We start from the raw sequence: 26,087 nt of genomic DNA, 5'->3' as shown, positions 1-26,087 counted from the left end.
CTGTTCCCCGCATGCGCGGGGATGAGCCGGTCATTTTGGTTCCTTTCGGGGTTTGGTTGGGCTGTTCCCCGCATGCGCGGGGATGAGCCACGGGAGTCCTCGGGGAGCCGTGGCCGTGGGGCCTGTTCCCCGCATGCGCGGGGATGAGCCGCGCAACGGCGGGGCGGATCACATCCAGCCGCCCTGTTCCCCGCATGCGCGGGGATGAGCCGGGGAAATAGGATGTCATTCCAGAATAATGTGTCTGTTCCCCGCATGCGCGGGGATGAGCCGCGCCGGTTTTACTGGGGTTGGTGCTGAGGGGTCTGTTCCCCGCATGCGCGGGGATGAGCCGCTGCCCAATTTCATGCGGGACTACCTCGACCCCTGTTCCCCGCATGCGCGGGGATGAGCCGCGGGCCTCTTCTGCGGTAGTCAGTTGCATCACCTGTTCCCCGCATGCGCGGGGATGAGCCGCGTCGGGCGGGGTCAGTTTTTTTTTAGGCTCACTGTTCCCCGCATGCGCGGGGATGAGCCGCGCGGCGTTGCCCAGGAACGCATCCAGCGTTGCTGTTCCCCGCATGCGCGGGGATGAGCCGCGGGGGGCAGGTGATCCATTGCGGACCGGGCGCTGTTCCCCGCATGCGCGGGGATGAGCCGACTGTGATCGGTGATTGGTAGTTGTGATCAGACTGTTCCCCGCATGCGCGGGGATGAGCCGGGGGTAATTGTGCCGATCTGACGGCCTGTGCGCTGTTCCCCGCATGCGCGGGGATGAGCCGGCAAAGCCGAAACCGTTGGCATTACCCGCGCCCTGTTCCCCGCATGCGCGGGGATGAGCCGACGGCGGGTCGGTCGGTGCGCGATCCGCTTTGCTGTTCCCCGCATGCGCGGGGATGAGCCGACCGAGTGCCTGACCCCCGACGAAATCGCGGCCTGTTCCCCGCATGCGCGGGGATGAGCCGGGCCTTGGCGACCGCGATGCGTTTTATGCGCGCTGTTCCCCGCATGCGCGGGGATGAGCCACGCCATATCGAACCAGCGCGCGCCATAGCTGTCTGTTCCCCGCATGCGCGGGGATGAGCCGCAGCCACCGGCACTGATTTTGCCGATGCCACCCTGTTCCCCGCATGCGCGGGGATGAGCCGGCTCGTCGATCTAAAACGCATGGACGTAGAGCCTGTTCCCCGCATGCGCGGGGATGAGCCGCTGATCGCGACGCCTTTTTAGCTGATGAAAAGCTGTTCCCCGCATGCGCGGGGATGAGCCGGGTCGCGCATGTTCGAGGATAACGCCGCGACGCTGTTCCCCGCATGCGCGGGGATGAGCCGACGTTCGGTTTTGTCGCCCCAAAATCAACCGCCTGTTCCCCGCATGCGCGGGGATGAGCCGCTCGGACAGCGCGATCATCCGTTGGATACGGCCTGTTCCCCGCATGCGCGGGGATGAGCCTGGCGGCGAAAACCACGGCGCGTTTGGTGTGCCCTGTTCCCCGCATGCGCGGGGATGAGCCGACGATCAAACCGCAGATATATATTTGGAGGATCTGTTCCCCGCATGCGCGGGGATGAGCCGGCGCAGAATGAAGCATATGCTCGCGGTGTGTCCTGTTCCCCGCATGCGCGGGGATGAGCCGACGGAGTGGGGCTTGGCGTGGTGCAGGGCGAGCTGTTCCCCGCATGCGCGGGGATGAGCCGGTTGCTTGTCGCTATTGCGACCTGTGTCAGAACTGTTCCCCGCATGCGCGGGGATGAGCCGGGATTGACCGGATGATATTACTATCTTTCCCTCGCATTCGCGCAAGTAAACTAGAAATTTAATGCGAAAAGTACTTAACTTAATAATATTATTTATTTTACAATATTTATGCTTACCGCAACCGAATCCTGGTTCTTATGGGTGTGATATGTAATTGCAGCGGCAGGGGTGCTTCGCGTCGTTGATGGTGATGGCGTAGAAAGGCAATGTCTGTTTTCAGAGGTGGTTTGCTTTGTATATATTTCCTTTCTGTTGGTGCGGATAGGGGGTGTTGGAATTTAACTCCCACAGGCGGAATAGAGCATCCTGATAGGAAGCGCATAAACCCCAACCCCCATTCCCTCAAATATCTCAGTTATTTTTCACGGCCTCGGCTGTATTCTGGATGAAGGCGGTAATTTTTTGAAGGTCGTCTTCGGTCAGCTTGTCGCGGAAACTTGGCATTCCCAGAGAGACAAAACTGTCGCTGAGGACAAGTTCTGGCAGCGCTTCGATTGTTTCGCGTGTCGAATAACCAAGGTTGGGCAGGACACCGCCGTTATCGACGGCAGGCACGCCATGACAGAACAGGCAAGAGGCGACATAGAGCTTGGCCCCGGCCTCGACATCCGCGGGATTATAGGGGACACCTTCAACAATCTGCGCTTTGGGCCGCATCTTCAGTTCCGGCATCGGCGCGGTGCCGCCAAGGCGGAACGTATAGACCCGCCCCGGCCCCGCAACTTCGGTGGCGCGGTTCATCAGCCCGTAAACGCCACCCCAACCGACCGCGATGGACACATATTGCACCCCGTCCTTTTCCCAGGTCGCCGGGGCCGCGACCACGCCGGTTCCGACCGGCGATTGCCACAGCATGTCGCCCGTCGTCGCATCATAGGCGACAAAGCGGCCATCTGCGGTGCCCTGAAAGACCAGATTGCCTGCCGTGGTCAGCGTGCCGCCATTCCAGGGCGAGACATAATCGACCCGCCACGCTGGTGCCTGCCGCACCGGGTCCCATGCCAGCAATTGCCCATAGGGCGTGGCCTTGGGTATGCCGGTGGACAAGAGCTTACCCAGATTCCAGCCATTCGCCGACATCGGCGCGTCGGGGGCCAGCGTGTCGGGCTGCCAGTCGGGGTCGGGCTGCTGCACGCCCGGCACGCCTTGCGCGGGGATATAGACCAGCCCGGTCTGCGGATTATAGGACATCGGGTGCCAGTTATGCGCGCCAAAGGCCGAGGGGATGGTTTCCCACACCTCGCCATCGGGCGAACGCGCCTGCGGGTTCTCGATCGGGCGGCCATTGTCGTCATAGCCGCTGGCCCATGTCACCTTGACAAAGGGTTCCGCCGACAGGAACTGGCAATTCGTGCGATCCACCACGAAGAAAAAGCCGTTCTTGGGCGCATGCATAAACACTTTGCGCGTTTCGCCCTGCCATTCGATGTCAGACAGGATGATGTGCTGCGTCGAGGTGTAATCCCAGTTTTCCGCCGGGGTTTCCTGATAGTGGCAGACATATTCCCCGGTATCGGGCCGCAGCGCCACGACCGAGCCAAGATAAAGGTTGTCGCCCCCCGCCGGGCTGCGCAGCGCGGCGTTCCACGGGCTGCCATTGCCGACGCCGATGTACATCAGATCCAGATCGGGGTCATAGGCCATCGAATCCCAGACCGTGCCGCCGCCGCCAAGCTTCCACCATTCGCCTGCCGGGTCCCAGGTCGCGGCGGCATCCTCCATCGCCTTGCTTTCAAAGGGCTGCGAGGGGTCGCCCGGCACCGTGTAAAAGCGCCAGACCTGATCGCCGCTGTCCGCGTCATAGGCGGTGATATAGCCGCGCACGCCCATTTCCGCGCCGCCATTGCCGATCATCACCTTGCCTTTGTAAACCCGTGGCGCGCCGGTAATGGTATAGCTTTTGTCGCGGTCTTCGATGGTATCGACCTTCCACAACTGCTGTCCGGTGGCAGCGTCGATGGCGTGCAGCCAGCCGTCAAAGGCACCGACATAGACCTTGCCATCGTAAACGGCGACACCCCGGTTCACCACGTCGCAGCAGCCCTTTGATGCGTATTCATGGGGCACTTCGGGGTCATAGCGCCACAATTCGCGCCCGGTCACGGCGTCGATGGCGTGAACGATGCTCCATGATGATGACACATACATCACCCCGTCCACGATCAAGGGCGTGGCCTCGACCCCGCGGCGCGAATCCAGACTGGTGGACCACGCCAGCCCAAGGCCCGCGACATTTTCCGATGTGATCTGATCCAGCTTGGAAAAGCGGGTTTCCTGATAATCCAGCCCGTAACTGGGCCAGTCTTTCGTGTCGGACGCATTGGCGATGATGGCCGCCTCGTCCAGACCGGCCACGGGGTTGCGGGTTTCCTGTGCGGTTGCGATGCTTGCGGTCAGTGCGGCGACGGAAACGGCCAGCATCAGGGGTTGTTTGGTCATGTGCTCCTCCCAAAACACAATCTGAGGGGTGGGCCGCGCAGATGGGCGCGGCCTCGATGGTTGTCAGACGGCTTCGTTCACCACATGGATTTGGGTGAATTCGTGCAGCCCTTCCTCGGCGAATTCGACGCCGATGCCGGATTGCTTGGCCCCGCCGAAGGGGGCATGAGGACCAAAGTCCAGATGCTTGTTCACCCAGGCGGTGCCGCTTTCCATGCGCAGTGCGATGCCGCGCGCGGTGTCGCGGTCGCCCCAGACCGACCCGCCCAGCCCCCAGGGTGAGGCATTGGCGCGCGTCAGCGCATCCTCGGGGTCGGTATAGCGCACGACAGGCAGGATCGGGCCGAACTGTTCCTCGGCCACCAGGCGCGAGTTGTCGTCGATGTCGGCCACGATGGTCGGCGTGATGAAATAGCCCGCGCCGTCCACCGGCTGCCCGCCCGCGACGATGCGGCCATCCTTGCGGGCGTCGTCCAGAAAGCCCTTGACCTTTTCATATTGCATCTTGTTTTGCAGCGGACCGATGGTGGTGCCTTGCTGCAAGCCGTCGCCGACCACCGCGTCATTCGCCAGCTTTGCCAGACGCTCGACCACATCATCATAGATGGAATCATGGACATAGGCGCGCTTGATCGCCAGGCAGACCTGCCCGGCATTCATAAACGCCCCGCCAAAGATGCCCGGCGCGACGGTTTCCGGGTCAGCGCCGGGCAGCACGATGGCCGCGTCATTGCCACCCAGCTCCAGCGTCAGCCGTTTCAGCGTATTCGCGGCCGAGGCCATGACCTTGCGCCCCGTCTCGGTCGAGCCGGTGAACGACACCTTGGCCACATCGGGATGCGTGGTCAGTTGCCCGCCCAGATCGTTCATATCGGTGACGATATTCACCACCCCGGCGGGGAAAATCCCGGCGGCCAGTTCGCCCAGTTTCAGCGCGGTCAGTGGCGTCGTGGGGGCAGGTTTGATGACGACCGTATTCCCGGCCAGCAAGGCGCAGGGAATCTTGAAGCAGATAATCAGCACCGGAAAATTCCACGGGATGATCGCCCCCACCACGCCCAGAGGCATCCGGTGCTGTTCGATGCGCGTGGTGGCGCTGTCCTCGATCACCTTGACCGGTAAATCCTGCGCGGCCAGCTGTCGGATAAAAACGGTGGAGTAGATGATCTCTGCCGTTGCCTCGGCCAGCGGCTTACCCTGTTCCTGCGTCAGCAGGCGGGCAAATTCGTCCTGTTGCGATTCCAGTGCATCGGCCAGTTTCATCAGCATTTCGCGCCGTTCGGTGATCGGGCGGGCGGCCCATGCCGGATAGGCCGCCTTGGCCGCCGCCACCGCCTGATCCATCTGCGCCGCCGATCCACGCGGGCAGGTGGTCAGCACGGTTTCGGTTGCGGGGTTGATGACCTCCATCGTCGCGTCGCCGGGAACCAGCTTGCCGCCGATCAAAAGGCTAAAGTCAGTCATGCATTCCTCCCTTAAGCTGCATGGCATCAAGGCAGGCTAGGGGTATTTGCCGTCGCAAACTTGGACTTTTCCGCCAAAATGATGATTCTGGCGGGCTTCTCTTTTGATGGGGTTGCGATAGTCTGATCCGGTGCGGTGCCATCATCCCTTATGGTCCGCCGGGGAGGCAAGGGACGGATATGCAGTTTGACGCTTGGGGCGACGCGCTGAGGGCGACCTGTGGTTATTTCGACCCGGTTCCTGCCACACGGCAAAAGGCGGTGAACGGCCATTTCGTCACGCATCGGCTGAACGCGCTGGATGTGGCCGATTTCAGATGCGACATCCGCCAGATCCGGCGCAGTCTGCGTGACATCCGCTCTGATGACCATGAACATCTGTTCCTGCTGGTCCAGATCGAAGGGCGCAGCCTGATCGAAACCGAGGGCACACGCAGCGTTGTGGCGCCGGGGATGCTGTATCTGCTGGATTCCACGCGACCGCTGACCATCGCCTATGACGGGGCTGTGTCTCATGCGCTGTCGGTGCATCTGCCGCGCGCGGCGGTGCTGTCGGGGGCTGTTCCGGCGCTGCGTGTGGGCGCAGCGATTGATACCGGCAATCAGGCGGCACGGCTGTTGCGGCGGCAGATCACCGGGCTGATCGGCGGCAAGCCCTGTGCGCGGGCCGGCGACCCGGATCAGACGTTTGATCTGGTCCGGCTGGCGTTTCAGCCCGGCGGCGGTGGCCAGCCTTTGGCGGGGCTGCGCGGTGCCACCCGCTTTTCGCTGGCGATGCGCGCCATTGAAACCCATGTGACCCACCCGGATCTGTCGCTGCCATGGCTGGCCGCGCGTCTGGACATATCGCCGCGTCAGCTTGAACGTGATTTCAGTGCCCATGACACCAGCTTTGTGCGCGCGCTGCGCCGCCAGCGGCTGAAACTGTTTGCCGAATTGGTGCGGATTGCCAGCCGGCGCAGGCAAAGACCACAGATCACCGATATTGCGCTGGCCTCGGGGTTTCGGGACATTTCCAACTTTAACCGTGCTTTCCGGTCTGAATATGGCCAAACGCCGCGCCGGTTCGTTGAGGCCGCGTCACATTCACTGCCCGCCCCACGGGACAGATGACGGGCTGATGTTTGGCCGCTTGCCGGACCATATGCGCAGCGGACAGGGCTGGCATCAGGATCAGACCTGCTGATTCCGGGCCATGGCTTCGGCGGAGAGTGCGGCGGTCAGGGCCGGGGCCATGTTGCCCCATCGCCGGGCAATCGCCTTGGCTCCGCCTGCCTGAAAGCTGCGCCACACCTCGGCGGCGCTGATCGTGCCGAACCATGCCACGCCATCGGGGGAGTGCGGCGTCAGCAGCAGTTCGGTTTCGGCGATACGGCCATTGACGATGGCCGGGCCGGTGCTGACCGCGAAATCGCTGCGGGTCTGGTGGGTCGGCAGATCGTCGGGAAAGTCGCGGCGCGTGGCCCAGAAGGGCGCATCGGCAAAGCGGGTTTCCGCGCGGATGAAATCGCGCCCGATACGGGCTTGCCGGGTGGCGCCGTTTTGCGCACGGGCAGTCAGAAAGCGGTGGCAGATCGCTGTCATCTGCGGATCGTCGGTCAGGGTGCGGCGCACGGCTGCCGCCGCCAGTGCTGATGACACCGCCCAGAACTGCCCGTGACCTGACAGCGGGTCCATGGCTGCGGCGGCATCGCCGATGCGCAGATGGCGCAGATCCTGTTGCGCAACCGCAAGCCGGGGCGCGGCCTCGCGCACCATGGGGGCGGCTGACAATGGCCCGGCGGCGGCGCTCAGCCGCTCAGCCGGGGTGCCGTGACCGGCGGCATCGGTGACGAACTGCGCCCAGACCCGGCCATCGGGCAGGGCGGCACGCCACAGCCAGCCATCGGGCAGGGTGGAAACCTGCCCGCCGGGGGTATCTGAGGTTTCGCGCAGCCAGCCTGACAGCGCCATGGTCGCAGGTGCGCGGCCGGGCGCGCGGGGTGCCCCGGCCCGACCGCGCGCGTCCAGCAGCCAGCCGCAGCTCAACATCCGGCCATCGTCCAACATCACGCCGCCGCCATCGGCCCGCCCTGCCGCCCGGATCAGTCGCGCCCCTGCCTGTTCGGCCATGGCGCGCAGGTGCCGGTCCAGCGCGGTGCGTTCGACAACATATTCCGTATTGCCCCCTGCGATCCCGCCCCAGTCCACCTGCCGGGGCAGGGGGCCGATCACCCCGTCAAAGCCCGATAACAGCCTTTGCCCGGCCAGCCAGCGATGCAGGCGCGGGCTTAGCCCTTCGATCCGTGCGGGCGTGCGGTCGGGGTCGATCAGCGCGACCGACAGACCGTCACGCGCGGCCAGCCAGGCCGAAACCGCGCCTGCCGGTCCGCCGCCCAGAATCACCATGTCGTGTCGCAGGTTCATACCGCCTTTCGCAGAATGGCGTGGATTTTGGCACCCTGCCCGCCGCATCGCAGGAATGACTTGGCATTTTCGGCCAGCATCGGCGTCTGCGACAGAAGGTCGCAACTTTGGCCGGAAATGACAAGAATGTGGCGGTTTCTTCCGCTTGCCTTGGGCTGACATGGCCCGGTTTCTGAACGCCGGGCACCGCCAGCCAAGGGAAGGCCCGCTATGCACACCCGTTTGACGACCCTTGCTGTGGTCGCCGTCTGTTCTGTCCTGACCCACCCGGCCCATGCCGCCAGCGGCGAAGAAACCGTCAGCACTCTGTGCGGTGCCTGTCATGAAAAGACGGCGACCGGCTGGGACCGGATCGACAGCGTGCGCAAAACGCCCGAGGGTTGGGATATGACGGTGCGGCGCATGATCCGCAACTTCAACATCGCGGGCGTTTCGGATGACGAGCTTGCCGATGTCATCGCCTATCTGTCCGACACGCGAGGGCTGAGCGTCGCGGAAACACAGGGCCGCCGTTATATCCTTGAGCGCGAGCCGGTGGCCATTGATGAAGGTCCAAACCAGCAGATGACGGAAACATGCGGCCGCTGCCATTCCTATGCGCGGGTGGAATTGCAGCGTCGCACGCCCGAAGATTGGGCCAAGCTGGTGCATTTCCATCTGGGGCAATTTCCGACGCTGGAATATCAGGCGCTGGCGCGGGATCGCGACTGGTGGGGCATTGCGCAATCCGAGATCATTCCCTGGCTGGCCGAGCATTATCCGCTGGGTCAGGCGCCCGCGGCCTATGCGGGTGATCCGGCGGGTGATTATATCGTCGCCGGCCATCAGCCCGGTCGCGGCGATTATCGTGGCACGATGACCGTCACCGGCCCGCGCGCGGCGATGGATGTCAAAATGGCGCTGACCTACAGCGATGGTGCGCAGGCCGAATACACAGGCCGCGCGCATATCCTTGGGGCGGGGGAATGGCGCGGCACGCTGGGCGGTGGGGATGGCGACATTCATCAGGTTCTGGCGGTTGGCCTTGATGGGCGTCTGGACGGACGCTGGTTTCTGGCGGCGCAGGATGTGACCGGCGGCCGGATCAGCGCGGTGCGTGCCGATCACCCGCCGGTCGTGCTGGCGGCGCAGCCCGCCATGCTGCGGATCGGCCAACCCACCATGATCCAGATCACCGGCACCGGCCTGTCGGATCAGGTCACGGCACCCGATGGCGTGACGGTTGAAGCGGTCACGCGGGACGTGGGCGGTGTCATGCTGACGCTGACGGCGGCACAGCCCGGCCCGGTCACGCTGGAGGTTGCGGGCCAGCCGGTGGATCTGGTCGCCTATGAGCGGCTGGACCGCATCTCGATCATCCCGGATGTTGCCATCTCGCGTATCGGCGGCGGGGGCGGCGCTATTCCGAAAACTCCGGCGCAGTTTCAGGCGATGGGCTGGCTGAACGGCCCTGACGGCCAGCCCGGCACCGATGACGATGTGGCCGTGGGCATTATGCCCGCCACCTGGTCAATTGCCCCCTGGAGCGAGGAAGCCGCCCGGATGCAGGATGAAAAATATGCCGGTTCGATTGACCAGACCGGCCTGTTCACCCCTGCGGATGCCGGGCCGAACCCGGAACGGCCGATGATGACCAATAACATCGGTGATTTGCGGGTGATCGCCACCGTCGAACAAGATCCGCCGCTGACCGCCGAGGCGCATCTTTATGCGACGGTGCAGCGGTTCGTCGATGCTCCGATCCGCTGAGGTGCCGCTATGGGGATGCTGAAACTGATCCGGGAAAATGCGCATCGGGTGGATGTGGACGGCCACGCCATGCTGATGCATGTGCCCACCACCTCGCTGTTCGAACTCGACCCTGTGGCGCGTGATCTTTACGATCTGTCGCGCGGCGTGGATGCCTTTGACGCCGACAGCCTGCGCGCGGCACTGGGCCATCACGGCCCGGATGCCTTGGCAGATTGCGTCAAGTCATTCATGGCGCTGGATATTCTGCGCGATGCCGCCGATGCAAACACCCCGCGCACCATCGTTCGGGTCGAGGATATTCCGTTGTCCACGATCATTCTGAATGTGAATACCGGCTGCAATCTGGCCTGCACTTATTGCTATAAAGAGGATCTGGCCGTCCCGTCCAAGGGCGAAAAGATGTCCTTTGACACCGCGCGGGCCAGCGTTGAATTGCTGCTGAAACAGGCTGCCGGGCGGGATCGGGTGAATATCGTCTTTTTTGGCGGTGAACCCCTGTCGAACATGCCGCTGATCCGGCAGGTGGTCGAATGGGCCGGGCCGCGCGCGGCGGAACTGGGCAAGGTGGCGGATTTCTCGCTGACCACCAATGCCACGCTGCTGACGCCGGAACTGGCCGATTGGTTCGACGCGCATCGCTTTGCCCTGACAGTCAGTATGGACGGGCCAAAGGCGCTGCACGATACCAACCGCAAGACGGTGGGCGGCAAGGGCACCTATGATCTGGTGGCGCGCAATGTGCGGATGCTGCTGTCGCGTTACCGTTCGCGTCCGGTGGGGGCGCGGGTCACGCTGACGCGCGGCGTCACCGATGTGATCGCCATTCACGACCATCTGCGGGGTGATCTGGGCTTTGCCGAGGTCGGCTTTGGCCCGGCCACATCCGGCCCGATTTCGGTGTTCAACCTTGATGCAACCGCGCTGAAACAGGCGTTCGAGGATATGAAAACCCTTGGCCGCCGCTATACCGAGGCCGCCTGCCGCGGCGAAAACATCGGCTTTTCCAACATGCACCAGTTGCTGACCGATATTGCGCAAGGCACGAAAAAGGCGGTGCCCTGCGGGGCCGGGCTGGGGATGCTGGCGGTGGACCGCGCGGGGGATCTGCACCTGTGTCACCGATTTGTCGGCTCGGATCAGCCGACCTATGGCAATGTTGACACCGGCATCGACCTGCCCCGGCTGGGCGCCTTTATCGAAAAGGCGCAGGATCGCAGCGGCATGGGCTGCACCACCTGCCGCATCCGCGCGATCTGTGCGGGCGGCTGTTATCACGAATCCTATGCGCGACAGGGCGACCCGTTCGCCCCGGTCTATCATTATTGCGATCTGATGCGCGACTGGGTGGATTTCGGCATCCAGTCCTATGTCCGCATCATGCAGGCCAACCCGTCCTTTTTCCGCACCCAGCTGGAACCGCGCATCCGCCCCGCACAGGAGGTTATCCAATGAAGCACCTGACCCCCGCCAACGCCAAGGCCAAAGCTCTGGCCGAGGCACAGGCCGAAGGCCGCGCTGATGAAGTCGTGGCGATGAACAGCCTTGTCGGCTGCACCACATCCTTTGATCCGGGGTGGGAGGTGGACGCCTTTGGCGCCCTGTCCAACCTGTGCCAGCCGATGGAGGCCGACCTGTATGGCTGCGCCGATCCCTGCTGGTGGCCCGCACAGGTGGCCGACACGCTGAACACCTATCCCGACTGGGGCGCAGATGCCGCCGATCCCGTCACCAACTGGCGCAACCTGCAATCCGTTTTCCCGCAGAAAGGCTGACCCGATGCGAATGCTGTTTCCCCTGATCGCGGGTGTGATGCTGGCCGGTCCGGCCATGTCGGGCGAATATCTGCTGGCCTCGATCCGGCCTGACAAGCTGATCGTGGTTGATGCCGAAAAGATGGCGGTGGACAAGGTGATCGAACTGCCTGCCGGGTCCGGCCCGATGGCGGCGGTGCCGGTGGTCTCGTCCGATGGCCGCACCGCCTATGTCAATGTGAACCGCACCGAAAGCCTGCTCAAAGTCGATCTGATGACCGGCGAGACTCTGGCCCGCGCCGATATGTCCAGCGATGATGAGCGGGTCAAAAGCCTGTTCGGGATCGCGCTGTCGCCCGATGGCGCGACGCTGGCGGTCTATCAGTCGCCGGTGCGGATGCTGCCGTCGGAATTTCAGGTCCAGCCGACGCGCATTGCCCTGTATGACACCGCCACGATGACGCTGCGCAGCACCTTTCCCGCGCCACGTCAGATTACCCTGATGGCGTGGTCCACCGATGGCAGCCGCATCTTTGGACTGGGGCGCGACGTTTACAGCTTTGACCCGGCCACCGGCGAGCAGACCGGGGTGCAGCCGGTTCACAGCTGGAAGGCCGATGAATACACTCTGCCCGACGTGCTGGCGGTCTGGAGCCAGTATGAAACCAGCAACCGGCTGGTGACGCCGTTTTATATGGCGCGCAAGGACGGTGCCGCCGATGACCCCGACACCTTTCGCACCGGCCTGCTGACGCTGGATCTGGACAGCGGGCAGCTGGATATGCGCGACGTGCGGGCGATGGACGTGTTCTATTTCTCGACCGCATCGAACCCCGGCCGCACGCGGATTTACGGCGCCTATAACGTGCTGGAATCCTTTGATGCGGTGAAGGGCGAGCCGATCCGGCGGGTATCCTTGCCGCACAGCTATTATTCGGTGAATGTCTCGCATGATGGCAGCACTGTCTGGCTGGGCGGGGCGTTGTCGGATCTGGCGGCCTATGATGCCGAGACGCTGGAAAGAAAGGGACAGGTCGATTTGCCCGGCGGGGCCTCGATGTCGCTGTCCAGTGTGCGGATGTTTCAGCGGGAAGACGGATGATCCGCGTCGGCGTGGTTGACAGCGGCGGGCCAGAGGTGGCGACCGGCGAGGGCCGGGCGTTTCTGGCTGACGGCTCGACCGCGCCACAGACGCCCGATGTTCTGGGGCACGGCACGACGGTTGCGGGGATCATCTCCCGTGCCTGTCCTGCGGCCCATATCATCCACGCGCAGGTGTTTCACGACCGCCCGTTGACCAGCGCGGTGCGGGTGGCGGCTGCGCTGCGCTGGCTGGCAGGGCTGGCCGACCCGCCCCGGCTGATCTGCCTCAGCCTTGGCCTGCGTGAAGACCGTGCCGTCCTGCGCGCCGCCGTTCAGTCGATCCTGCGCCCTGGCCTGCTGCTGGTCGCGGCCCATCCGGCACAGGGCGCGCCCTGTTTTCCGGCGGCATATCCCGGTGTCATCGCCGCGACCGGGGATGCGCGCTGCGGGTGGGATCAGATTTCGGTTCTGGGACCGGCGCTGTTTGGCGCATGGTGCGATTCCCCCGAACACCGTCCCGGCGGCATCGGCGGCGCCAGTCTGGGCGCGGCGCGGCTGACCGGGCATCTGGCCGCGATGCTGGCGGCAGGCGCGGCGTTGGACGATGTTGCGGCCGCCACCCGGCTGCTGAGCGAACGGGCCAGCTTTCACGGCGCGGAACGGCGCGGCTGATGCGCGCACGACTGTCCCGCTGGCTGACGCGCAGGCTGTTTCAGGGCGTTGCGGGCGGCTGGATGCCGCCGGTCGTCGCGCGCACGCTGCCCGGTGTGGCTGTGGTGCTGGCCAGTTCGCTGATCGCGGCGGCTGTGGGGCTGGTGCTGCCGCTGCTGACAAAACAGGTCATAGATCAGGGGATCATGGCGCGCGATATGCCTGCGCTGGTGCGGTGGTCGGCCTTGGCCTTTGTGCTGGGGCTGCTGACCGTCGCGCTAGGGATGGTGAATTCGCTGTTGCATTTGCGGGCTTCGGCGCGGATGCTGGCTGATCTGCGGCTGACCGTTGCCGATGCGGCGATGGCGCGCGATCCGGCCCTGCCCGACCCGCCGCTGGGCGAGTCCATGACCCGGCTGGATGGCGACTGCGCCACGATCCAGAGCTTTGCCTTTGACAGCGTGCTGGTGGCGGTGGGGGCGCTGTTCCGTCTGGTCGGAGGGCTTGGCCTGATGCTGGCGCTGGATTGGCGGATGGCGCTGCTGCCTGCGGTTTTTGCGCCGCTGGAACTGGCGTTTCTGTCGCGGGCGCGGCGGCGGACACAGGCTTTGGCCGAACAGACCCGCAGCCTGCGCGGCGATCTGTCGTCGCTGCTGGCGGAAAACCTGTCCGCTGCGCCCATGCTGCGCGCGATGGGCGCGGTCGGTCTGCGCCAGGCCGATCTGGCGCGGGTGCAGGGGGTGCAGATCGACCAGTTGCTGCGGCAGAGGCTGTGGGGTGAAACCGTCGGCGCGGTCAGTCAGATCCTTGCCGCGCTGACCCGCGCGGCGGTGTTGCTGATCGGGGGCTGGCTGGTTGTGCGCGGTGACTGGCAGATCGGCACGCTGGTCGCCTTTCTGGCCTATGCGGGGATGCTGTCCGGTCCGCTGCGCAACCTGTTGGGGCTATACCACGCTCAGGCGATGGCACGGGTGGCGATCGGACGGCTGGATGCCGTCATGTCTGCGGCCCGGCCGGGCCATGGCGATGATCCGTCGCCGGGTCGTCTGGTGTTTCAAGCTGCGCGGGCGGTGGGGGCCTTGCACGCGCCCGTGACTGTAACGATCCTGCCGGGCAGCCGTGTTCTGATCGACGGGCCATCGGGGATCGGGAAATCGCGGCTGCTGGCGCTGGCCAGCCGGGATGCGCCCTGTGCAGAAGGTCGTGTCACATTGAACGGTGCGGATGTCGAAACCTTGCGTCCCGATGCGCTGGCAGCCCATATCACCCATCTGGGTCAGCGACCGACCGTTCTGCGCGGCAGTATCGGCGACAACTTGCGCCTTGCCGCGCCGGATGCCGATGACGCCACCCTGTGGCGCGCGCTGAAGCTGGCCGATCTTGCGGATTGGGCGCTGACGGCAGAGGGGCTGGACACGTTTGTGGCTGAAACCGGCGCCAATCTGTCGGGCGGGATGCGGCAAAAGATTGCGCTGGCCCGCGCGGTGCTGCGCCCGGCCGGCATCATGATCTTTGACGAAAGTTTTTCCGAACTGGACGAACCGGGCTGCCGCCGCATTCTGGCCGCCCTTGATGTGGCGCTGGCGGATCGCACGCGGATTTTCGTTGCCCATGCCGGCCCGGTGCGCGAAGGGCCGTTCGATCAGCGGATCACGCTTTCTTCCAGCGCGCCCGAGCGGCGCAATTCCCGTGGGGGCACCCCATACCAGCGGGTGAATGCCCGTGAAAAGGCGGTCTGGTCGGAATAGCCCAGCAACAGCGCGATTTCCGACAAAGGTCGGTCTGAACGGGTCAGCAGCGCATAGCCCTGCATCCGGCGGCAGTTTTCCATGATTTCGCTGAAACTGCTGCCTTGCGCGGCCAGACCACGGCGCAGGCTGCGTTCGGATATGCCGAGGGCGTTGGCGGTATCGGCCTGCGAGGCCGGGCCATGGCCGATACGTTGCAGGACATGAGTGTAAACCCGTGCCGACAAATCCGTGTCGCTGCGCTGCCGCCGCAGGGCCTGCTCAAGCTGCCGCCAGCTTTCGGTATAATCATCATAGCGTGCCACAACGGGCCGGTTCGACAGGGCCGAAACCGCCAGACGCAGACGGTTTTCATCGCCGCCAAAAGCAGGCGCGACCACAAGATGCTGGGCCAGATCACGGGTCGCGCCATCCGGCTCGTGTTCAAAACTGACGCCCAGAACAGCGTCGCGGCTGATGCCAAAGCGGGCGCAGATGCCACGGATCAGCCCCAGCGACAGTTCCGCATCGGCCCGGCGCGGCCAGATATGCGGGTCCAGCACACGATAAGAGACATGCGCCTCGTGATCCATGATGCTCAGCTCGACGCTGGTATTCGATTGCAGCAGCGGAAAACCATGCGCAAAGGTTTTCAGGGCCTCGCCCAGATTGCGGCTGTTGCCGATGGCTTCCCCCAATCGCGACAGCGATTTCAGTTGCATCGCCTCGCCGCTGCGCCAGACATCGGCGGTGGGCCGATGGCGGCGTTCGTTTTCCATCAACCGGGTAAAGCTGGACAAGGGCATGTGGATGGCGCCTGCCGCTTCCAGCGGCAAACCCAAAATCGGCACCGCAATCGCGGTGCGTATCCAGCTTGTCTGCATCCCCGGTCTCCCGTCGGGTGGGCGATTCCACCCGCCCCGTTGGCTTTCCGGGCAGTCTAGCATAGGCGATCAGGGGCGCTTCAAGCATTTGGCCCGCCGCGTCAGGAATAACTGCGCACCAGGGCCTGTGCGATCAGTGTCCAACCGTCAACCACCACGAAAAATGCCAGTTTGAAAGGCAATGAGACGACAACCGGCGGCACCATCATCATCCCCATCGACATCAGCACCGCTGATACCACAAGGTCGATAATCAGAAACGGCAGGGCGATCAGAAAGCCGATTTCAAAGGCGCGCTGGATTTCTGACAGCATGAAGGACGGGATCAGCACCGCCAGACGGTCGTCGCCGCCGGGGCCTGCGGGGGCGATTTCGGCCAGTGCGGCCATCGTATCAGGGTTGGTGCGGGCCTGCATAAAGCCAGAAAACGGCACGATCCCCCGTTCGAATGCCTGGCCCAATGTGATCGTGCCATCGCGTAACGGCGCGCCTGCCACTTGCCATGCCTCGCGCAGAACCGGGTCCATGACGAACCATGTCAGAAAGATCGACAGGCTGACGATCAGCATGTTCGGCGGCGATTGTTGCAGGCCGATAGACTGGCGAAGGATCGACAGCACGGTGACGATAAAGGGAAAACACGTCACCATGATGGCGATGCCCGGTGCCAGCGACAGCGCCGTCATCGCCAGCACGATCAGAACCGCGTTCTGGCCAAGCCCGTCCGCCATCGCGCCGGGCAGGGCGAAATCCTGCGCCAGCGCGGCCGCAGGCAGGATGACGGGCAGGCCGGAGGCGGCCAGCCTGACGGAGAGGCGGCGCATCACGCCGTTTCCGCCGCACCGATGATGCGCACGCACAGCCGGTCTTCGGGCGAGCCGTCGCCGGTCAGTTCGCCCCGCGCGATCACCTTGTCGCCGACGCAGATTTCCACCCCGTCGGAAATAGCCTGATCCAGCGTCAGCACATCATCGGGGCGCAGCGAGGACAGTTGCGCCACCGTCTGGCGTGTGCGGCCCAGACGGATGGTGACTTCAACCTGAATATCGTCGGTCTGGATAAGGCGGTGCAGGTCGTCCATAGGTCAATCCTCCTGGATTTCGGCGATCAGGCGGCGCACGGATTGCACGACCTGATCCTGTGAAAATTCGATATGCCCGCCGGACAGGTTAAGATGCAGGCTTTGCCCCAGCGGTTGTTCAATGATGTCGATTGCGGTCATTCCGGCGTCGGCGGCGCAGCGCTCCACCATCGGCCGCATTTCGGACGAGCAGGCAACCTGACAGACAACAGGGGGCGTCTGCCGCGCCAGACGAGTCAGTTCGCCGACCAGATCCTGTTCCAGCCGGCGGGCCGTTCCGATGGGGACAATCGCGTCCAGCATAGCGCTCAGGATCGGGGCCAGCGCAGCCACCGCTTCACGCCGCAATTCTGTGCGGCGGGTTTCGTCGGCGGCGATCTGCTGCGCCATTTCCTGCAAGGCAGCGGTCAGGGCTGCGGTTTCGCTGTTGTGCTGCGCGCTGCGCCCATCAACGACACCGCGCTGATAAGCCTCGTCCAGCGCGGCACGGGCGGCTGCGGCGGCCACGCGCGACATGCTGCCAACGGGTGTGAACGATTCCAGCTTGAGGACGGACAGGCTCATGCGGTGCCTTCTTTCTTGTCGATCCAGTTGGACAGGATTTTCATGCTTTCATCCTGCCGGTCTTTCATCATGTTCCGCAGTCGGGCCACCGGGTCGGCGGGCGGCAGCGACAATTGCTGCGCCGCTGCCGGAGTTTGCCCAATCACGGCGGCATCAAGCCCGGCCAGAGATTGCGGCGGTTCAATGATGCCAGGGGATGTCTGCTGCGGTGCCACCGGGGCCATGCCGCCTGTGGGGCGGCTGTCGTCCAGCAAGGCCGTGCCGGGCGCGTTCAGCGCAGTGGTGGCGGTATTGCGCCCGCGCAGCATCGGCCGCAGCACCACAAAGGCAACCGCCAGCGCAAACAGCCCGATGATGGCCAGCCGCGCCAGACCGTTCGGGTCCAGGCGATCCATCAGCCCCGCGGGCGAGGCCAGCGTTCCATCCTGACCGAGCGCGGCAAAGGGCAGCGATTTCACCGTGATCTGATCACCACGTTCCGCATCAAAGCCGACAGCCGAAGCCACCAGTTCGCGGATGGCCTCAAGCTCGGCTTCGGGGCGGGGCACGACCTGACCGCCGTCCTGCGCCACACCGTTCACCAGCACGGCAACCGTCATGCGACGCACCGATCCCGGCTGACGCAGCACTTCGCGGGTGACGCTGCTGACTTCGAAATTGGCCTGCTGGCGGTTTTCCGAACGGTTCGATTGCGTCGAATCACCGGCGCCTTGCTGGCCTTCGGGCAGGTTCGATGCCGCTGTGACCGCGCCCGATCCTTGCGAATTACTTTGATCCGAGGTTTCCTCGGTCACTTGCGAAATCATTGCCCGCTGGGTCGGATCGAACCGCTGTTCGGTCATTTGTTCGCGTTCCGTGACCAGATCCAGATTCAACTCGACGATGGCATTGCCAAAGCCGACATGCGGTTCCAGAATCCGTTCCACGTTGCGTTTCATGTCGGCGGCACGATCTGCGCCCCCCAGATCTTCGGCGGTGGCGACCATGCCGCGTTCGCTGTCGATTACGGCGACCTTTTCCGGGTCCATCCCCGGCACGCCGGATGAGACCAGATATTTCAGCGCCGAAGCCTGTTGCCGCGTCACCGCCGCGCCATTGGTGGTCAGCGTCACCGAGGCCGAGGCCGCCGATTCGCGACGCAGCCCGCGTTGGTTGGCCACGGCCAGATGCACGCGCGCGGTCTTGATATTGGGCAGGGCCAGAATGGTGCGGGCCAGCTCGCCCTCTTTCGCGCGCCAATAAGCGGCGTCGAACATCTGCGAGGTGGTGCCGAACCCTGACATGCCGTCCAGAATCTCGTAACCCGCGCTGCCCGCGGCAGGCAGGCCCTGTCCGGCCAGATCCATGCGCAATTTGTCGCGCTGCCGTGAATCGACATAAATCGAATCGCCGCGCACCTCGTAAGGGACGCCGGATCGTTCGACGCCCGTCACCACCTCGCCCGCCTGCTGCGGATCAAGCCCGGCGTAAAGCAGCGCCATGCTGGGCCGGTTGGCCATCACGGCAAAGGCGGCAATCGCCAGGAACGTGCCCACGAACGCGGCCACCAGGGTGATTTTCTGCTGCGAGCTTCTGTCGCTCCAATAGTCCTGCAATTTTTGCAAAACCCGGTCCTTTCGAATCGGCGATAAATTTGACCAGATCTTCATGGCACGGCTGGCGTTAAGAATTGGTTAGTGCCGGGGTGATAAATCCATCTGGAACGGACGGAGAATCACCATGACCGACGCAACCGCCGAAGCGTCTGAAACGCCGGCAAAGAAAAAGGGAATGCTGCTGCCAATCCTGTTGGTGGCCGCGCTGGGCGGGGGCGGCTTTGCCTCGACATTTCTGGGGGTCTGGTCGCCTTCCGCCCTGCTGGCACCGGGCGAGGAAAAGCCCGCCGCCAGGGCTGAGGGTGCACCGGGGCTCGATTTCATCGACGTGCCGCGCATCAGGCTGTCGATCCCCAATGATCCGCCGCGCACATTGATTCTGACTGCAAAAATCGAAACCGGCACGGCGGATCGCGCGCAGGTCGAACATCTGATGCCGCGCGTGTCGGATGCCTTCAACAGCTTTCTGGCGGACATTGACCCCAAGGCGTTTGGCAGGCGCGGTGTTCTGGAAATCGTCCGGGCCGAGTTGGTGACGCGCGCCCGCTATGTGCTGGGCGATGCGGTGGTCAAGGATCTGCTGATTACGGAGTTCATGCTGCAATGATGATCGAAACCATTCTTCAGGTCACGCTGGCCGTGGCCTCGGTCGGGCTGGCGGTGTTTTGTGTCGTTCTGGCACGGCGTCTGCGGCGTCTGAACGATCTGGAAACCGGGCTGGGCGGCGCCATCGCGGTTATGGCAGCCGAGGTGGACCGGCTGGAAAAGGCCATCATCGCCGCCCGCGACGAGGCCAAATCCGCCAGTGAAGCCCTGGCCGCCGAAGTGGCCCGGTCGCGCAATGAACGCGCGCATTGGGATCTGCGCCGCAAGATCATCGATGCCGCTGCCCCTGCCAGCCCCACAGTCGGTGCCCGCCGGTTGCGCAAACGTGCGGAGTCTGCCGATGCATAAGCGTATCCTGCCCGTCCTTGGCCTGACTTTGTTGCTGCCTGTGGCGGTGGTTGCCGCGCGTCACGTTGATCTGCCGCGCAGCCTGTTTGCCTTTGCCGCCGCGCCCTCGACCTTGATGGAGGGCTGTCTGGACGTGCCCGAGGCCGTCGCGATGGCCGGAGAGCTGCGCGACCGCGCACTGCGCATCCAGACCTACACCGAGGCGCTTGAGGCAAAAAAGGCAGAGCTGGCGCTGGCCGAACAGACCCTGCGCACGCGGCTGTCCGAACTGCGCGCGGTGCAGACCAGCAGCCATAGTCGGCGCAGTCAGGCTTCGGCGGCGGTTCAGGACGACATCAACCGTCTGGTCGCGGTCTATGACGTGATGAAACCGACCGATGCCGCACAGGTGCTGACCAGCCTGCCACCCGATTTCGCCGCCGAGATCCTGATGCGCCTGACCCCTGAAAACGGCGCTCGCATCATCGCTGCGGTCGAGCCGGGGCAGGCGGCGATCCTGACCACCCATATGGGCGCTCGCAGCGCCCGCAAACCATAAGGAACCGCATATGTTTGGTATCATCGGCATCGTTCTGACCTTTGCCATGGTCTTTGGCGGCTATCTGCTGGCCGGTGGCCATATGGGTGTGATCCTGTATTCGCTGCCCTTCGAAATGATGATGATCGGCGGTGCCGCGGTTGGCGCCTATATCCTGTCGAACGACACTTCGGTGCTGAAACATACGGTGGGCGGGATCGTGAAGGCCTTCAAAGGCCCGAAATGGACCGAACAGGACAATCAGGATGTGCTGTGCCTGCTGTATCAGCTGCTGCGCATCGCCCGCGAAAACCCCGTCGCGCTGGAGGAGCATATCGAGAACCCCGAGTCCTCGTCGATCTTTACCACCTATCCGCGCCTGCTGGCCGATCATCACGTGATCGGGCTGATTACCGACACGCTGCGTTCGATCAGCCTGAACTATGACGACCCCTATCAGGTCGAGGAAATGTTGTCGCGCCGCATCGGCAGCCTGTGTGATGAAGAGCTGCATGTCTCGCACGCGCTGCAAAGCACGGCGGACGCGCTGCCTGCGCTGGGGATCGTCGCGGCGGTGCTGGGTGTCATCAAGACCATGGGCGCCATCGACCAGCCGCCCGCCGTGCTGGGCAAGATGATCGGCGGTGCGCTGGTGGGCACGTTTCTGGGCGTGTTTCTGGCCTATGGCTTTGTCGCGCCGCTGGCGCAGCGGCTGGCCTCTGTGACCAAACAGGACCAGACCTTCTATGATGTCATCAAATCGGTTCTGATCGCCGGATTGCACCAGCACGCCACGAATCTGTGCGTCGAGGTGGGCCGTCAGGCGGTGCCGGAACATGTTCGCCCCAGCTTTAACACGCTGGAAGAAGCCCTGCGCGAACTGAAAAAGGCCGCCTGATGCTGACTCATGCCCTTGTGCTGGCGGCGGGTCTGGCTCAGTCCCCGGCGGCTGCTCCCGAAACGCCGCTGGGCCTGTTCATCGCCGATGCGGAGACCTGGCTTTTGCAGGCGAAACCGCTGCCGTCTGATACGCGGCTGCGCCTGCTGCGGATGCGGCCCGAGGATCGGTTGCAGGCGATCATCTTTCTGCGCCGCGCCGGGCTGATGACCGGTGCCGTCTGGCCGGTCGAAGATCTGCTGCGCCCGGCCATCAGCCGTGAGGAGGCCGGGGAATGAACGCCGCTGCCTTCAAGGGAAACAGCGGTCTGCTGGTCACGGGCGGGCTGGTGCTGATCGTGATCTCGCTGGTGATTCCGCTGCCGGCGGGCGTGCTGGATTTCGGTATCGCGATTTCCATCGCCACGGCTACGCTGTTGCTGGTGATGGCCTCGCTGGTCGATAAACCGACGGATTTTCAGGCGTTTCCGGTGATGCTGTTGGTGACGCTGGTGATCCGGCTGTCTCTGAATGTGTCCTCGACCCGACTGATCCTGACGCAAGGGCATACGGGCGAGCAGGCCGCAGGGCAGGTAATCGCCGGATTCGCGCAGTTTGTAGCGGGCGGGTCCATTCTGGTCGGGATCACGGTGTTCGGCGTGATTACGGTGGTGAACTTTATGGTCATCACCAAAGGCTCGGGCCGTATGGCCGAGGTGTCGGCCCGGTTTGCACTGGATTCCTTACCCGGCAAGCAGTTGGCCATCGACGGTGACCTGTCCTCGGGCGCGATCGACCATGCCGAGGCAAAGCGCCGCCGTGAACGGGAACAGCGCGAGATCAGCTTTTTCGGCTCGTTGGACGGGGCGTCGAAATTCGTCAAGGGCGATGCCGTCGCCGGGTTGGTCATCACCATGATTAACCTGCTGATCGGGCTGACGGTCGGTATTCTGATTCACGGTATGCCGGTTGGTGATGCCGTGGCGACCTATTCGCGGCTGACCATCGGCGACGGCCTGGTCACGCAGGTGCCGGCGCTGATTACCTCGATGGCGGCGGCGCTGTTGCTGTCGCGCGGGGGGGCCACCGATACCACCAGCCAGCTTTTGTCGAAACAGTTGCTGCAAGGCTGGCAGGGACCGGCGGTGGTTGCGGGCACGATGGTGGTCATGTCCATGGTGCCGGGGATGCCGACGCTGCTGTTTCTGGGCATTGCTGCCGTCATGGGCACGGTCGCCTGGCGCGTATCCCGGCGCAAGCCGGTGGCCGATCTGCCCGAGATCGACGACACGCCCGAACCAACCCCGGTCAGCCGTATCGGCGATGTGCTGGATACCGATGAAATCAGCGTCGAGATCGGCACGGATCTGATCGTCATCGCGCTGGATCAGGCGCGTGGGCTGGGCACACGCATCAATAACCTGCGGGTCCATATCGCGCGTGGCTTTGGTCTGATCCTGCCCGATGTGCGTATCACCGATACCGACGACCTGCCGCCGACCGAATATCAGATCCGCATTCAGGGTGTGGTTCGCGGGCGCGGTGTGCTGCGCCCGACCGAGGTGCTGGCGCTTGGCCCCGAGGATGCGGTGAAATCTTTGGGCGGTGTCGCGGTCAAAGAGCCGGTCTATGGCAGCCCGGCCCGCTGGATCAGCCGTGACGCGCAGGACGAAGCGGTGATGCTGGGCGCGACCGTTGTCACCCCGATGGAAATCCTGTCCACCCATCTGATGGAGGTGGTCAAGGCGCATCTGCCCGCGCTGCTGACGCAATCAGCCATGCAGCGGCAGCTGGATGAGCTGAAGAACCTGTCTGATCCGGCCCGTGCGGAACGCTATCGCAAGTATTTCGACAGCATGATTCCCGACAAGGTAACGCCCGAAATGCTGCTGGCGGTGCTGCGCGGTCTGCTGGAAGAACGGGTCTCGATCCGTAATCTGCCACTGATCGTCGATGCAATTTCCGAATTCCGGAGCATTGATTCGGTGGAAACAGTTTATGAACTGGTGCGCAAGCGCCTGCGTGGGCAGATTACCCAGCAACTGGCCGACCCCGAAGGCCGGATCAGCGTGATCCAGCTTCACCCCGCGTGGGAGGCCGAGTTCGTGCGATCCGACAACGAAACGGGCCGCAGCGGCGGCGGGGCGATTACACCTGCGCTGTCACGCAAGCTGCTGGATCAGACGCGCAAGGCGATGGCGGTATCGGAACCGGCCGGTTCGCCGGTGATCGCCGCACCGGATCATCGGCGGCGGATGGTGAAATCGCTGCTGGCCTCGAACGGGCTGGCGGTGCCGGTCATCGGGCTGGAGGAAATCGACCCGGCCGCCGAGTTGCGGCTGGTCGGCACGATCGAGGCCGCCTGATGCTGAACGGGCTGGTCGCGGCGGTTCCAGGCCTGGATATGGGGCTGGTGCTGACCTATCTCCGGTTGCAGGCGTTTTTGCTGATGCTGCCCGGTATCGGCGAACGCATGGTGCCGGGACGGGTCAAGGTGGCCATCGCCATGTCACTGGCCCCGCTGCTGTCACAGGTCAGCGGTGTCGGCCCTGACACGGCGGATGCCGCCGGGCTGCTGTTGCCGGCGATCACGGAAATGGCGGTTGGGCTGGCTGCCGGGACACTGGTGCGGATCATGGCCTTTGCCATCGACATCGGCACCAGCGCCATTGCCGCCAGCACGTCGCTGGCGCAGATCGTGGGCGGCGCGAATGAGGCTTCGCCGCATCCGGTCGGCAATATGCTGCATCTGGGCGGGCTTGCTATCCTGTTCACGCTGGGGCTGCCGGTGATGATGGTGCAACTGATGGCTGACAGCTTTGTGCTGTGGCCGTTGGGCGGCGTGCCTGACATCACCGCTATCCTGCCCGAAATCCTGTCTTATGTCGCCCGCAGTTTCGGGTTGGCGATGATGCTGGCCGCGCCGTTCATTCTGGGCGGGTTTCTGTATCAGGCGCTGTCGGGGGTTATCAACAAGGTGATGCCGCAACTGCCGGTGCTGTTCATCGGCGCACCCGGCTCGATCCTGCTGGCGTTGACCGCGCTGGTGGTGATTGCACCGCTGCTGGTCGGGGTTTGGGCCGATGCGGTGCTGTCCATTTCCTTGCCGGGGGTGCCATGAGCGAGGAAGACAAGGACGACAAGCAATTCGACGCCTCGGAACAGAAGATCCGCAAGGCGCGGGAAAAGGGCGATATTGTCCGCTCGACCGAGGTGAACGCGGCGCTGATGTATCTGGGCGCCTGGGTCGCCTTTGCGCTGCTGGCCGGATATGCGGTCAGGACGTGGCTGGCGATGGGCGCCCGCGCGATGGGTGCGGATGGCTGGCCGCAAGGGTCGGTTTACGCACTGGCCGACAGTTTGTGGCAGTTCGCGGCCATGGCGGTTCTGGCGCTGGTGCTGGTGCCGGGTGTCACGATCATTGCCGGTCTGGCGGCGCAGCGCAGCATCGTCTTTGCGGGCAAAAAGATCATGCCCGACATCAAAAAGATCAACCCCTTCGCCAATGCCAAGCAGAAATTCGGCAAATCCGGTCTGGTGCAATTCGCAATCTCATTGGCCAAGGTGGGGGTGGTGTGCGTGGGCGGATGGTATCTTTTTACCTCTCTGATTAATTTGGTGCTGAACACGCCCTTCATGGGTGAAGGGCGCTGGGTGGCCGGGCTGGGGATGCTGATCGGGCGCGTGCTGCTGATGGCGCTGGCGATTTCGGCGGTGTTTGCCATTATCGATTACCTGTGGAAACGCCACGAACATTTGCAAAAGCTGCGGATGAGCCGCAAGGAAATGCAGGACGAACACAAGGATTCCGAGGGCGATCCGCATATGAAGGGTGCACGGCGGCAAAAGGCTGTCGATATTGTCATGTCGCAGATGATCGCCGATGTGGCCAAGGCCGATGTGGTGATTGTCAACCCCACGCATTACGCCGTCGCACTGGAATGGAAACGCGGCAGCGGGCTGGCCCCTGTCTGCGTCGCCAAGGGGGTCGATGAAATCGCCGCCAAAATTCGCGAAAAAGCCAAGGAAAACAACGTCCCTATTTGGTCAGATCCGCCCTGTGCCCGCGCCATTCACGCCACCGTCAAGGTGGGCGAGGAAATCCATCGCGATCACTTTGGTCCGGTCGCGGCGGCCATTCGCTTTGCTGAAAAGATGCGTGCCCGGAGCCGTGCGGGATGGTAAAGAAAATCAAGCAGTTGCAGCAGCTGGAACAGGTCGCCCGGATCAAGGCTGATCTGGAGTTGCGCAAATTCGCCGCCTTCAACGCTCATGTCACGGCCGCGCGGCAGAACATCGCCAGCCTCGAGGCCGCCTTGCAGCAATCCTATCACGCCACCGCGCCCCTGGGCGTGGCCGAGGCGCGGATGGCCAATGCGCAGGCGGGCCGCGCGGCGCGTGAAATCCGCAAGGCCAATGCCGATCTGGATCGCATGATGCCCCGGTTCGAGGTCGCGCGCGCCACCGCCTCGCGCGAGTTCGGGCGGGCCGAGGCGCTGTATAATCTGGCCGCCGCCGCGATGCGGCAAAAGCCGGGGTCATAAGCCGCCGCCATTGGACAGCGGCGTGGCAAGCTGTTAAGGCTTTGGGCGCATTCACAGTCACGG

General features: G+C 63.9%; 24 protein-coding genes and 1 CRISPR repeat array. Of the genes, 16 read left to right on the top strand and 8 right to left on the bottom strand.

Translation table 11 applies throughout. The features are described 5' to 3' along the window. Positions 1–1,737: a CRISPR direct-repeat array (repeat unit 29 nt; unit sequence CTGTTCCCCGCATGCGCGGGGATGAGCCG). A 351-nt stretch (positions 1,738–2,088) separates the two neighbouring features. After that, positions 2,089–4,176 carry a PQQ-dependent dehydrogenase, methanol/ethanol family gene (locus Q4G22_RS09395; protein WP_303385645.1) on the bottom strand — a complete coding sequence of 696 codons (2,088 nt, stop codon included), beginning with the start codon at positions 4,174–4,176 and terminating at the stop codon, positions 2,089–2,091. Between the two features lie 63 nt (positions 4,177–4,239). After that, complete coding sequence (locus tag Q4G22_RS09390) at positions 4,240–5,640, bottom strand: aldehyde dehydrogenase family protein (protein WP_303385644.1); 1,401 nt, start codon at positions 5,638–5,640, stop codon at positions 4,240–4,242. 179 nt (positions 5,641–5,819) lie between these two features. Between Q4G22_RS09390 and Q4G22_RS09385 the strand changes: the two genes are divergently transcribed. Then, on the top strand, positions 5,820–6,752 hold the full coding sequence (locus tag Q4G22_RS09385; RefSeq protein ID WP_303385643.1) for a helix-turn-helix domain-containing protein: 933 nt from the start codon (positions 5,820–5,822) through the stop codon (positions 6,750–6,752). 60 nt (positions 6,753–6,812) lie between these two features. On the opposite strand, the gene Q4G22_RS09380 is transcribed toward Q4G22_RS09385, so the two are convergent. Then, on the bottom strand, positions 6,813–8,045 hold the full coding sequence (locus tag Q4G22_RS09380) for an NAD(P)/FAD-dependent oxidoreductase (RefSeq protein WP_303385642.1): 1,233 nt from the start codon (positions 8,043–8,045) through the stop codon (positions 6,813–6,815). A gap of 210 nt (positions 8,046–8,255) precedes the next feature. Here Q4G22_RS09380 and peaA point away from each other — a divergent pair, with 210 nt between their 5' ends. From peaA to Q4G22_RS09350, 6 genes are read left to right on the top strand one after another with little or no spacing between them, the layout of a single operon-like run. Then, positions 8,256–9,794: a quinohemoprotein amine dehydrogenase subunit alpha gene (gene peaA, locus Q4G22_RS09375; protein WP_303385641.1), complete on the top strand. Its 1,539-nt coding sequence runs from the start codon at positions 8,256–8,258 to the stop codon at positions 9,792–9,794. 9 nt (positions 9,795–9,803) lie between these two features. Beyond that, entirely contained in the window at positions 9,804–11,249 is a 1,446-nt protein-coding gene (gene peaB, locus Q4G22_RS09370) for a quinohemoprotein amine dehydrogenase maturation protein (RefSeq protein ID WP_303385640.1), read from the top strand. Then, positions 11,246–11,569, top strand: a complete 324-nt coding sequence (gene qhpC / locus Q4G22_RS09365; protein ID WP_303385639.1) for a quinohemoprotein amine dehydrogenase subunit gamma — start codon at positions 11,246–11,248, stop codon at positions 11,567–11,569. Before peaB ends, qhpC begins: the two co-directional genes overlap by 4 nt. A gap of 4 nt (positions 11,570–11,573) precedes the next feature. Continuing rightward, positions 11,574–12,650 (top strand): quinohemoprotein amine dehydrogenase subunit beta, encoded by a 1,077-nt coding sequence (peaD, locus tag Q4G22_RS09360; protein ID WP_303385638.1) that lies wholly within the window; start codon positions 11,574–11,576, stop codon positions 12,648–12,650. After that, positions 12,647–13,303: a S8 family serine peptidase gene (locus Q4G22_RS09355; RefSeq protein WP_303385637.1), complete on the top strand. Its 657-nt coding sequence runs from the start codon at positions 12,647–12,649 to the stop codon at positions 13,301–13,303. The genes peaD and Q4G22_RS09355 overlap by 4 nt, the downstream gene beginning before the upstream one ends. Continuing rightward, positions 13,303–15,030 carry an ABC transporter ATP-binding protein gene (locus tag Q4G22_RS09350; RefSeq protein WP_303385636.1) on the top strand — a complete coding sequence of 576 codons (1,728 nt, stop codon included), beginning with the start codon at positions 13,303–13,305 and terminating at the stop codon, positions 15,028–15,030. Before Q4G22_RS09355 ends, Q4G22_RS09350 begins: the two co-directional genes overlap by 1 nt. Here Q4G22_RS09350 and Q4G22_RS09345 read toward each other — a convergent pair. From Q4G22_RS09345 to fliF, 5 genes are all read right to left on the bottom strand, one after another. Then, positions 14,925–15,893 carry an AraC family transcriptional regulator gene (locus tag Q4G22_RS09345; protein ID WP_303385635.1) on the bottom strand — a complete coding sequence of 323 codons (969 nt, stop codon included), beginning with the start codon at positions 15,891–15,893 and terminating at the stop codon, positions 14,925–14,927. The genes Q4G22_RS09350 and Q4G22_RS09345 overlap by 106 nt on opposite strands. 101 nt (positions 15,894–15,994) lie before the next feature. Beyond that, complete coding sequence (gene fliP / locus Q4G22_RS09340; RefSeq protein ID WP_303385634.1) at positions 15,995–16,717, bottom strand: flagellar type III secretion system pore protein FliP; 723 nt, start codon at positions 16,715–16,717, stop codon at positions 15,995–15,997. Next, positions 16,717–16,974 carry a FliM/FliN family flagellar motor C-terminal domain-containing protein gene (locus tag Q4G22_RS09335; RefSeq protein WP_303364611.1) on the bottom strand — a complete coding sequence of 86 codons (258 nt, stop codon included), beginning with the start codon at positions 16,972–16,974 and terminating at the stop codon, positions 16,717–16,719. Before Q4G22_RS09335 ends, fliP begins: the two co-directional genes overlap by 1 nt. Before the next feature lie 3 nt (positions 16,975–16,977). Beyond that, a complete protein-coding gene (locus Q4G22_RS09330) occupies positions 16,978–17,538 on the bottom strand; it encodes a hypothetical protein (protein WP_303385633.1) in 561 nt (186 codons plus the stop codon). Continuing rightward, entirely contained in the window at positions 17,535–19,142 is a 1,608-nt protein-coding gene (gene fliF / locus Q4G22_RS09325) for a flagellar basal-body MS-ring/collar protein FliF (RefSeq protein WP_303385632.1), read from the bottom strand. Before fliF ends, Q4G22_RS09330 begins: the two co-directional genes overlap by 4 nt. 115 nt (positions 19,143–19,257) lie before the next feature. On the opposite strand from fliF, the gene fliL reads away from it, so the two are divergent. Genes fliL through Q4G22_RS09280 form a run of 9 tightly spaced genes read left to right on the top strand, consistent with a single transcriptional unit; the run spans position 19,258 to position 26,024 of the window. Next, the gene (gene fliL / locus Q4G22_RS09320) at positions 19,258–19,740 is read left to right on the top strand and encodes a flagellar basal body-associated protein FliL (protein ID WP_303385631.1); all 483 of its coding nucleotides are present in this window, start codon (positions 19,258–19,260) and stop codon (positions 19,738–19,740) included. Then, the gene (locus Q4G22_RS09315; RefSeq protein WP_303385630.1) at positions 19,737–20,087 is read left to right on the top strand and encodes a hypothetical protein; all 351 of its coding nucleotides are present in this window, start codon (positions 19,737–19,739) and stop codon (positions 20,085–20,087) included. Before fliL ends, Q4G22_RS09315 begins: the two co-directional genes overlap by 4 nt. Then, a complete protein-coding gene (locus Q4G22_RS09310; RefSeq protein WP_303385629.1) occupies positions 20,080–20,625 on the top strand; it encodes a MotE family protein in 546 nt (181 codons plus the stop codon). The genes Q4G22_RS09315 and Q4G22_RS09310 overlap by 8 nt, the downstream gene beginning before the upstream one ends. A gap of 10 nt (positions 20,626–20,635) precedes the next feature. After that, a complete protein-coding gene (motA, locus tag Q4G22_RS09305) occupies positions 20,636–21,502 on the top strand; it encodes a flagellar motor stator protein MotA (RefSeq protein WP_303385628.1) in 867 nt (288 codons plus the stop codon). After that, positions 21,502–21,780, top strand: coding sequence for a hypothetical protein (locus tag Q4G22_RS09300; protein WP_303385627.1), 279 nt, complete (start codon positions 21,502–21,504; stop codon positions 21,778–21,780). Before motA ends, Q4G22_RS09300 begins: the two co-directional genes overlap by 1 nt. Further along, positions 21,777–23,846, top strand: a complete 2,070-nt coding sequence (locus Q4G22_RS09295; protein WP_303385626.1) for a flagellar biosynthesis protein FlhA — start codon at positions 21,777–21,779, stop codon at positions 23,844–23,846. Before Q4G22_RS09300 ends, Q4G22_RS09295 begins: the two co-directional genes overlap by 4 nt. Then, complete coding sequence (locus tag Q4G22_RS09290) at positions 23,846–24,601, top strand: flagellar biosynthetic protein FliR (protein WP_303385625.1); 756 nt, start codon at positions 23,846–23,848, stop codon at positions 24,599–24,601. The genes Q4G22_RS09295 and Q4G22_RS09290 overlap by 1 nt, the downstream gene beginning before the upstream one ends. Beyond that, positions 24,598–25,665 (top strand): flagellar type III secretion system protein FlhB, encoded by a 1,068-nt coding sequence (gene flhB, locus Q4G22_RS09285; protein WP_303385624.1) that lies wholly within the window; start codon positions 24,598–24,600, stop codon positions 25,663–25,665. The genes Q4G22_RS09290 and flhB overlap by 4 nt, the downstream gene beginning before the upstream one ends. Then, positions 25,659–26,024 (top strand): hypothetical protein, encoded by a 366-nt coding sequence (locus Q4G22_RS09280; RefSeq protein WP_303385623.1) that lies wholly within the window; start codon positions 25,659–25,661, stop codon positions 26,022–26,024. The genes flhB and Q4G22_RS09280 overlap by 7 nt, the downstream gene beginning before the upstream one ends. Positions 26,025–26,087: the final 63 nt, after the last annotated feature.

The organism is Paracoccus sp. (in: a-proteobacteria) (assembly GCF_030538655.1).
Taxonomy (GTDB): Bacteria; Pseudomonadota; Alphaproteobacteria; order Rhodobacterales; family Rhodobacteraceae; genus Paracoccus.
This window is presented reverse-complemented; position numbering and strand designations above follow the sequence as displayed.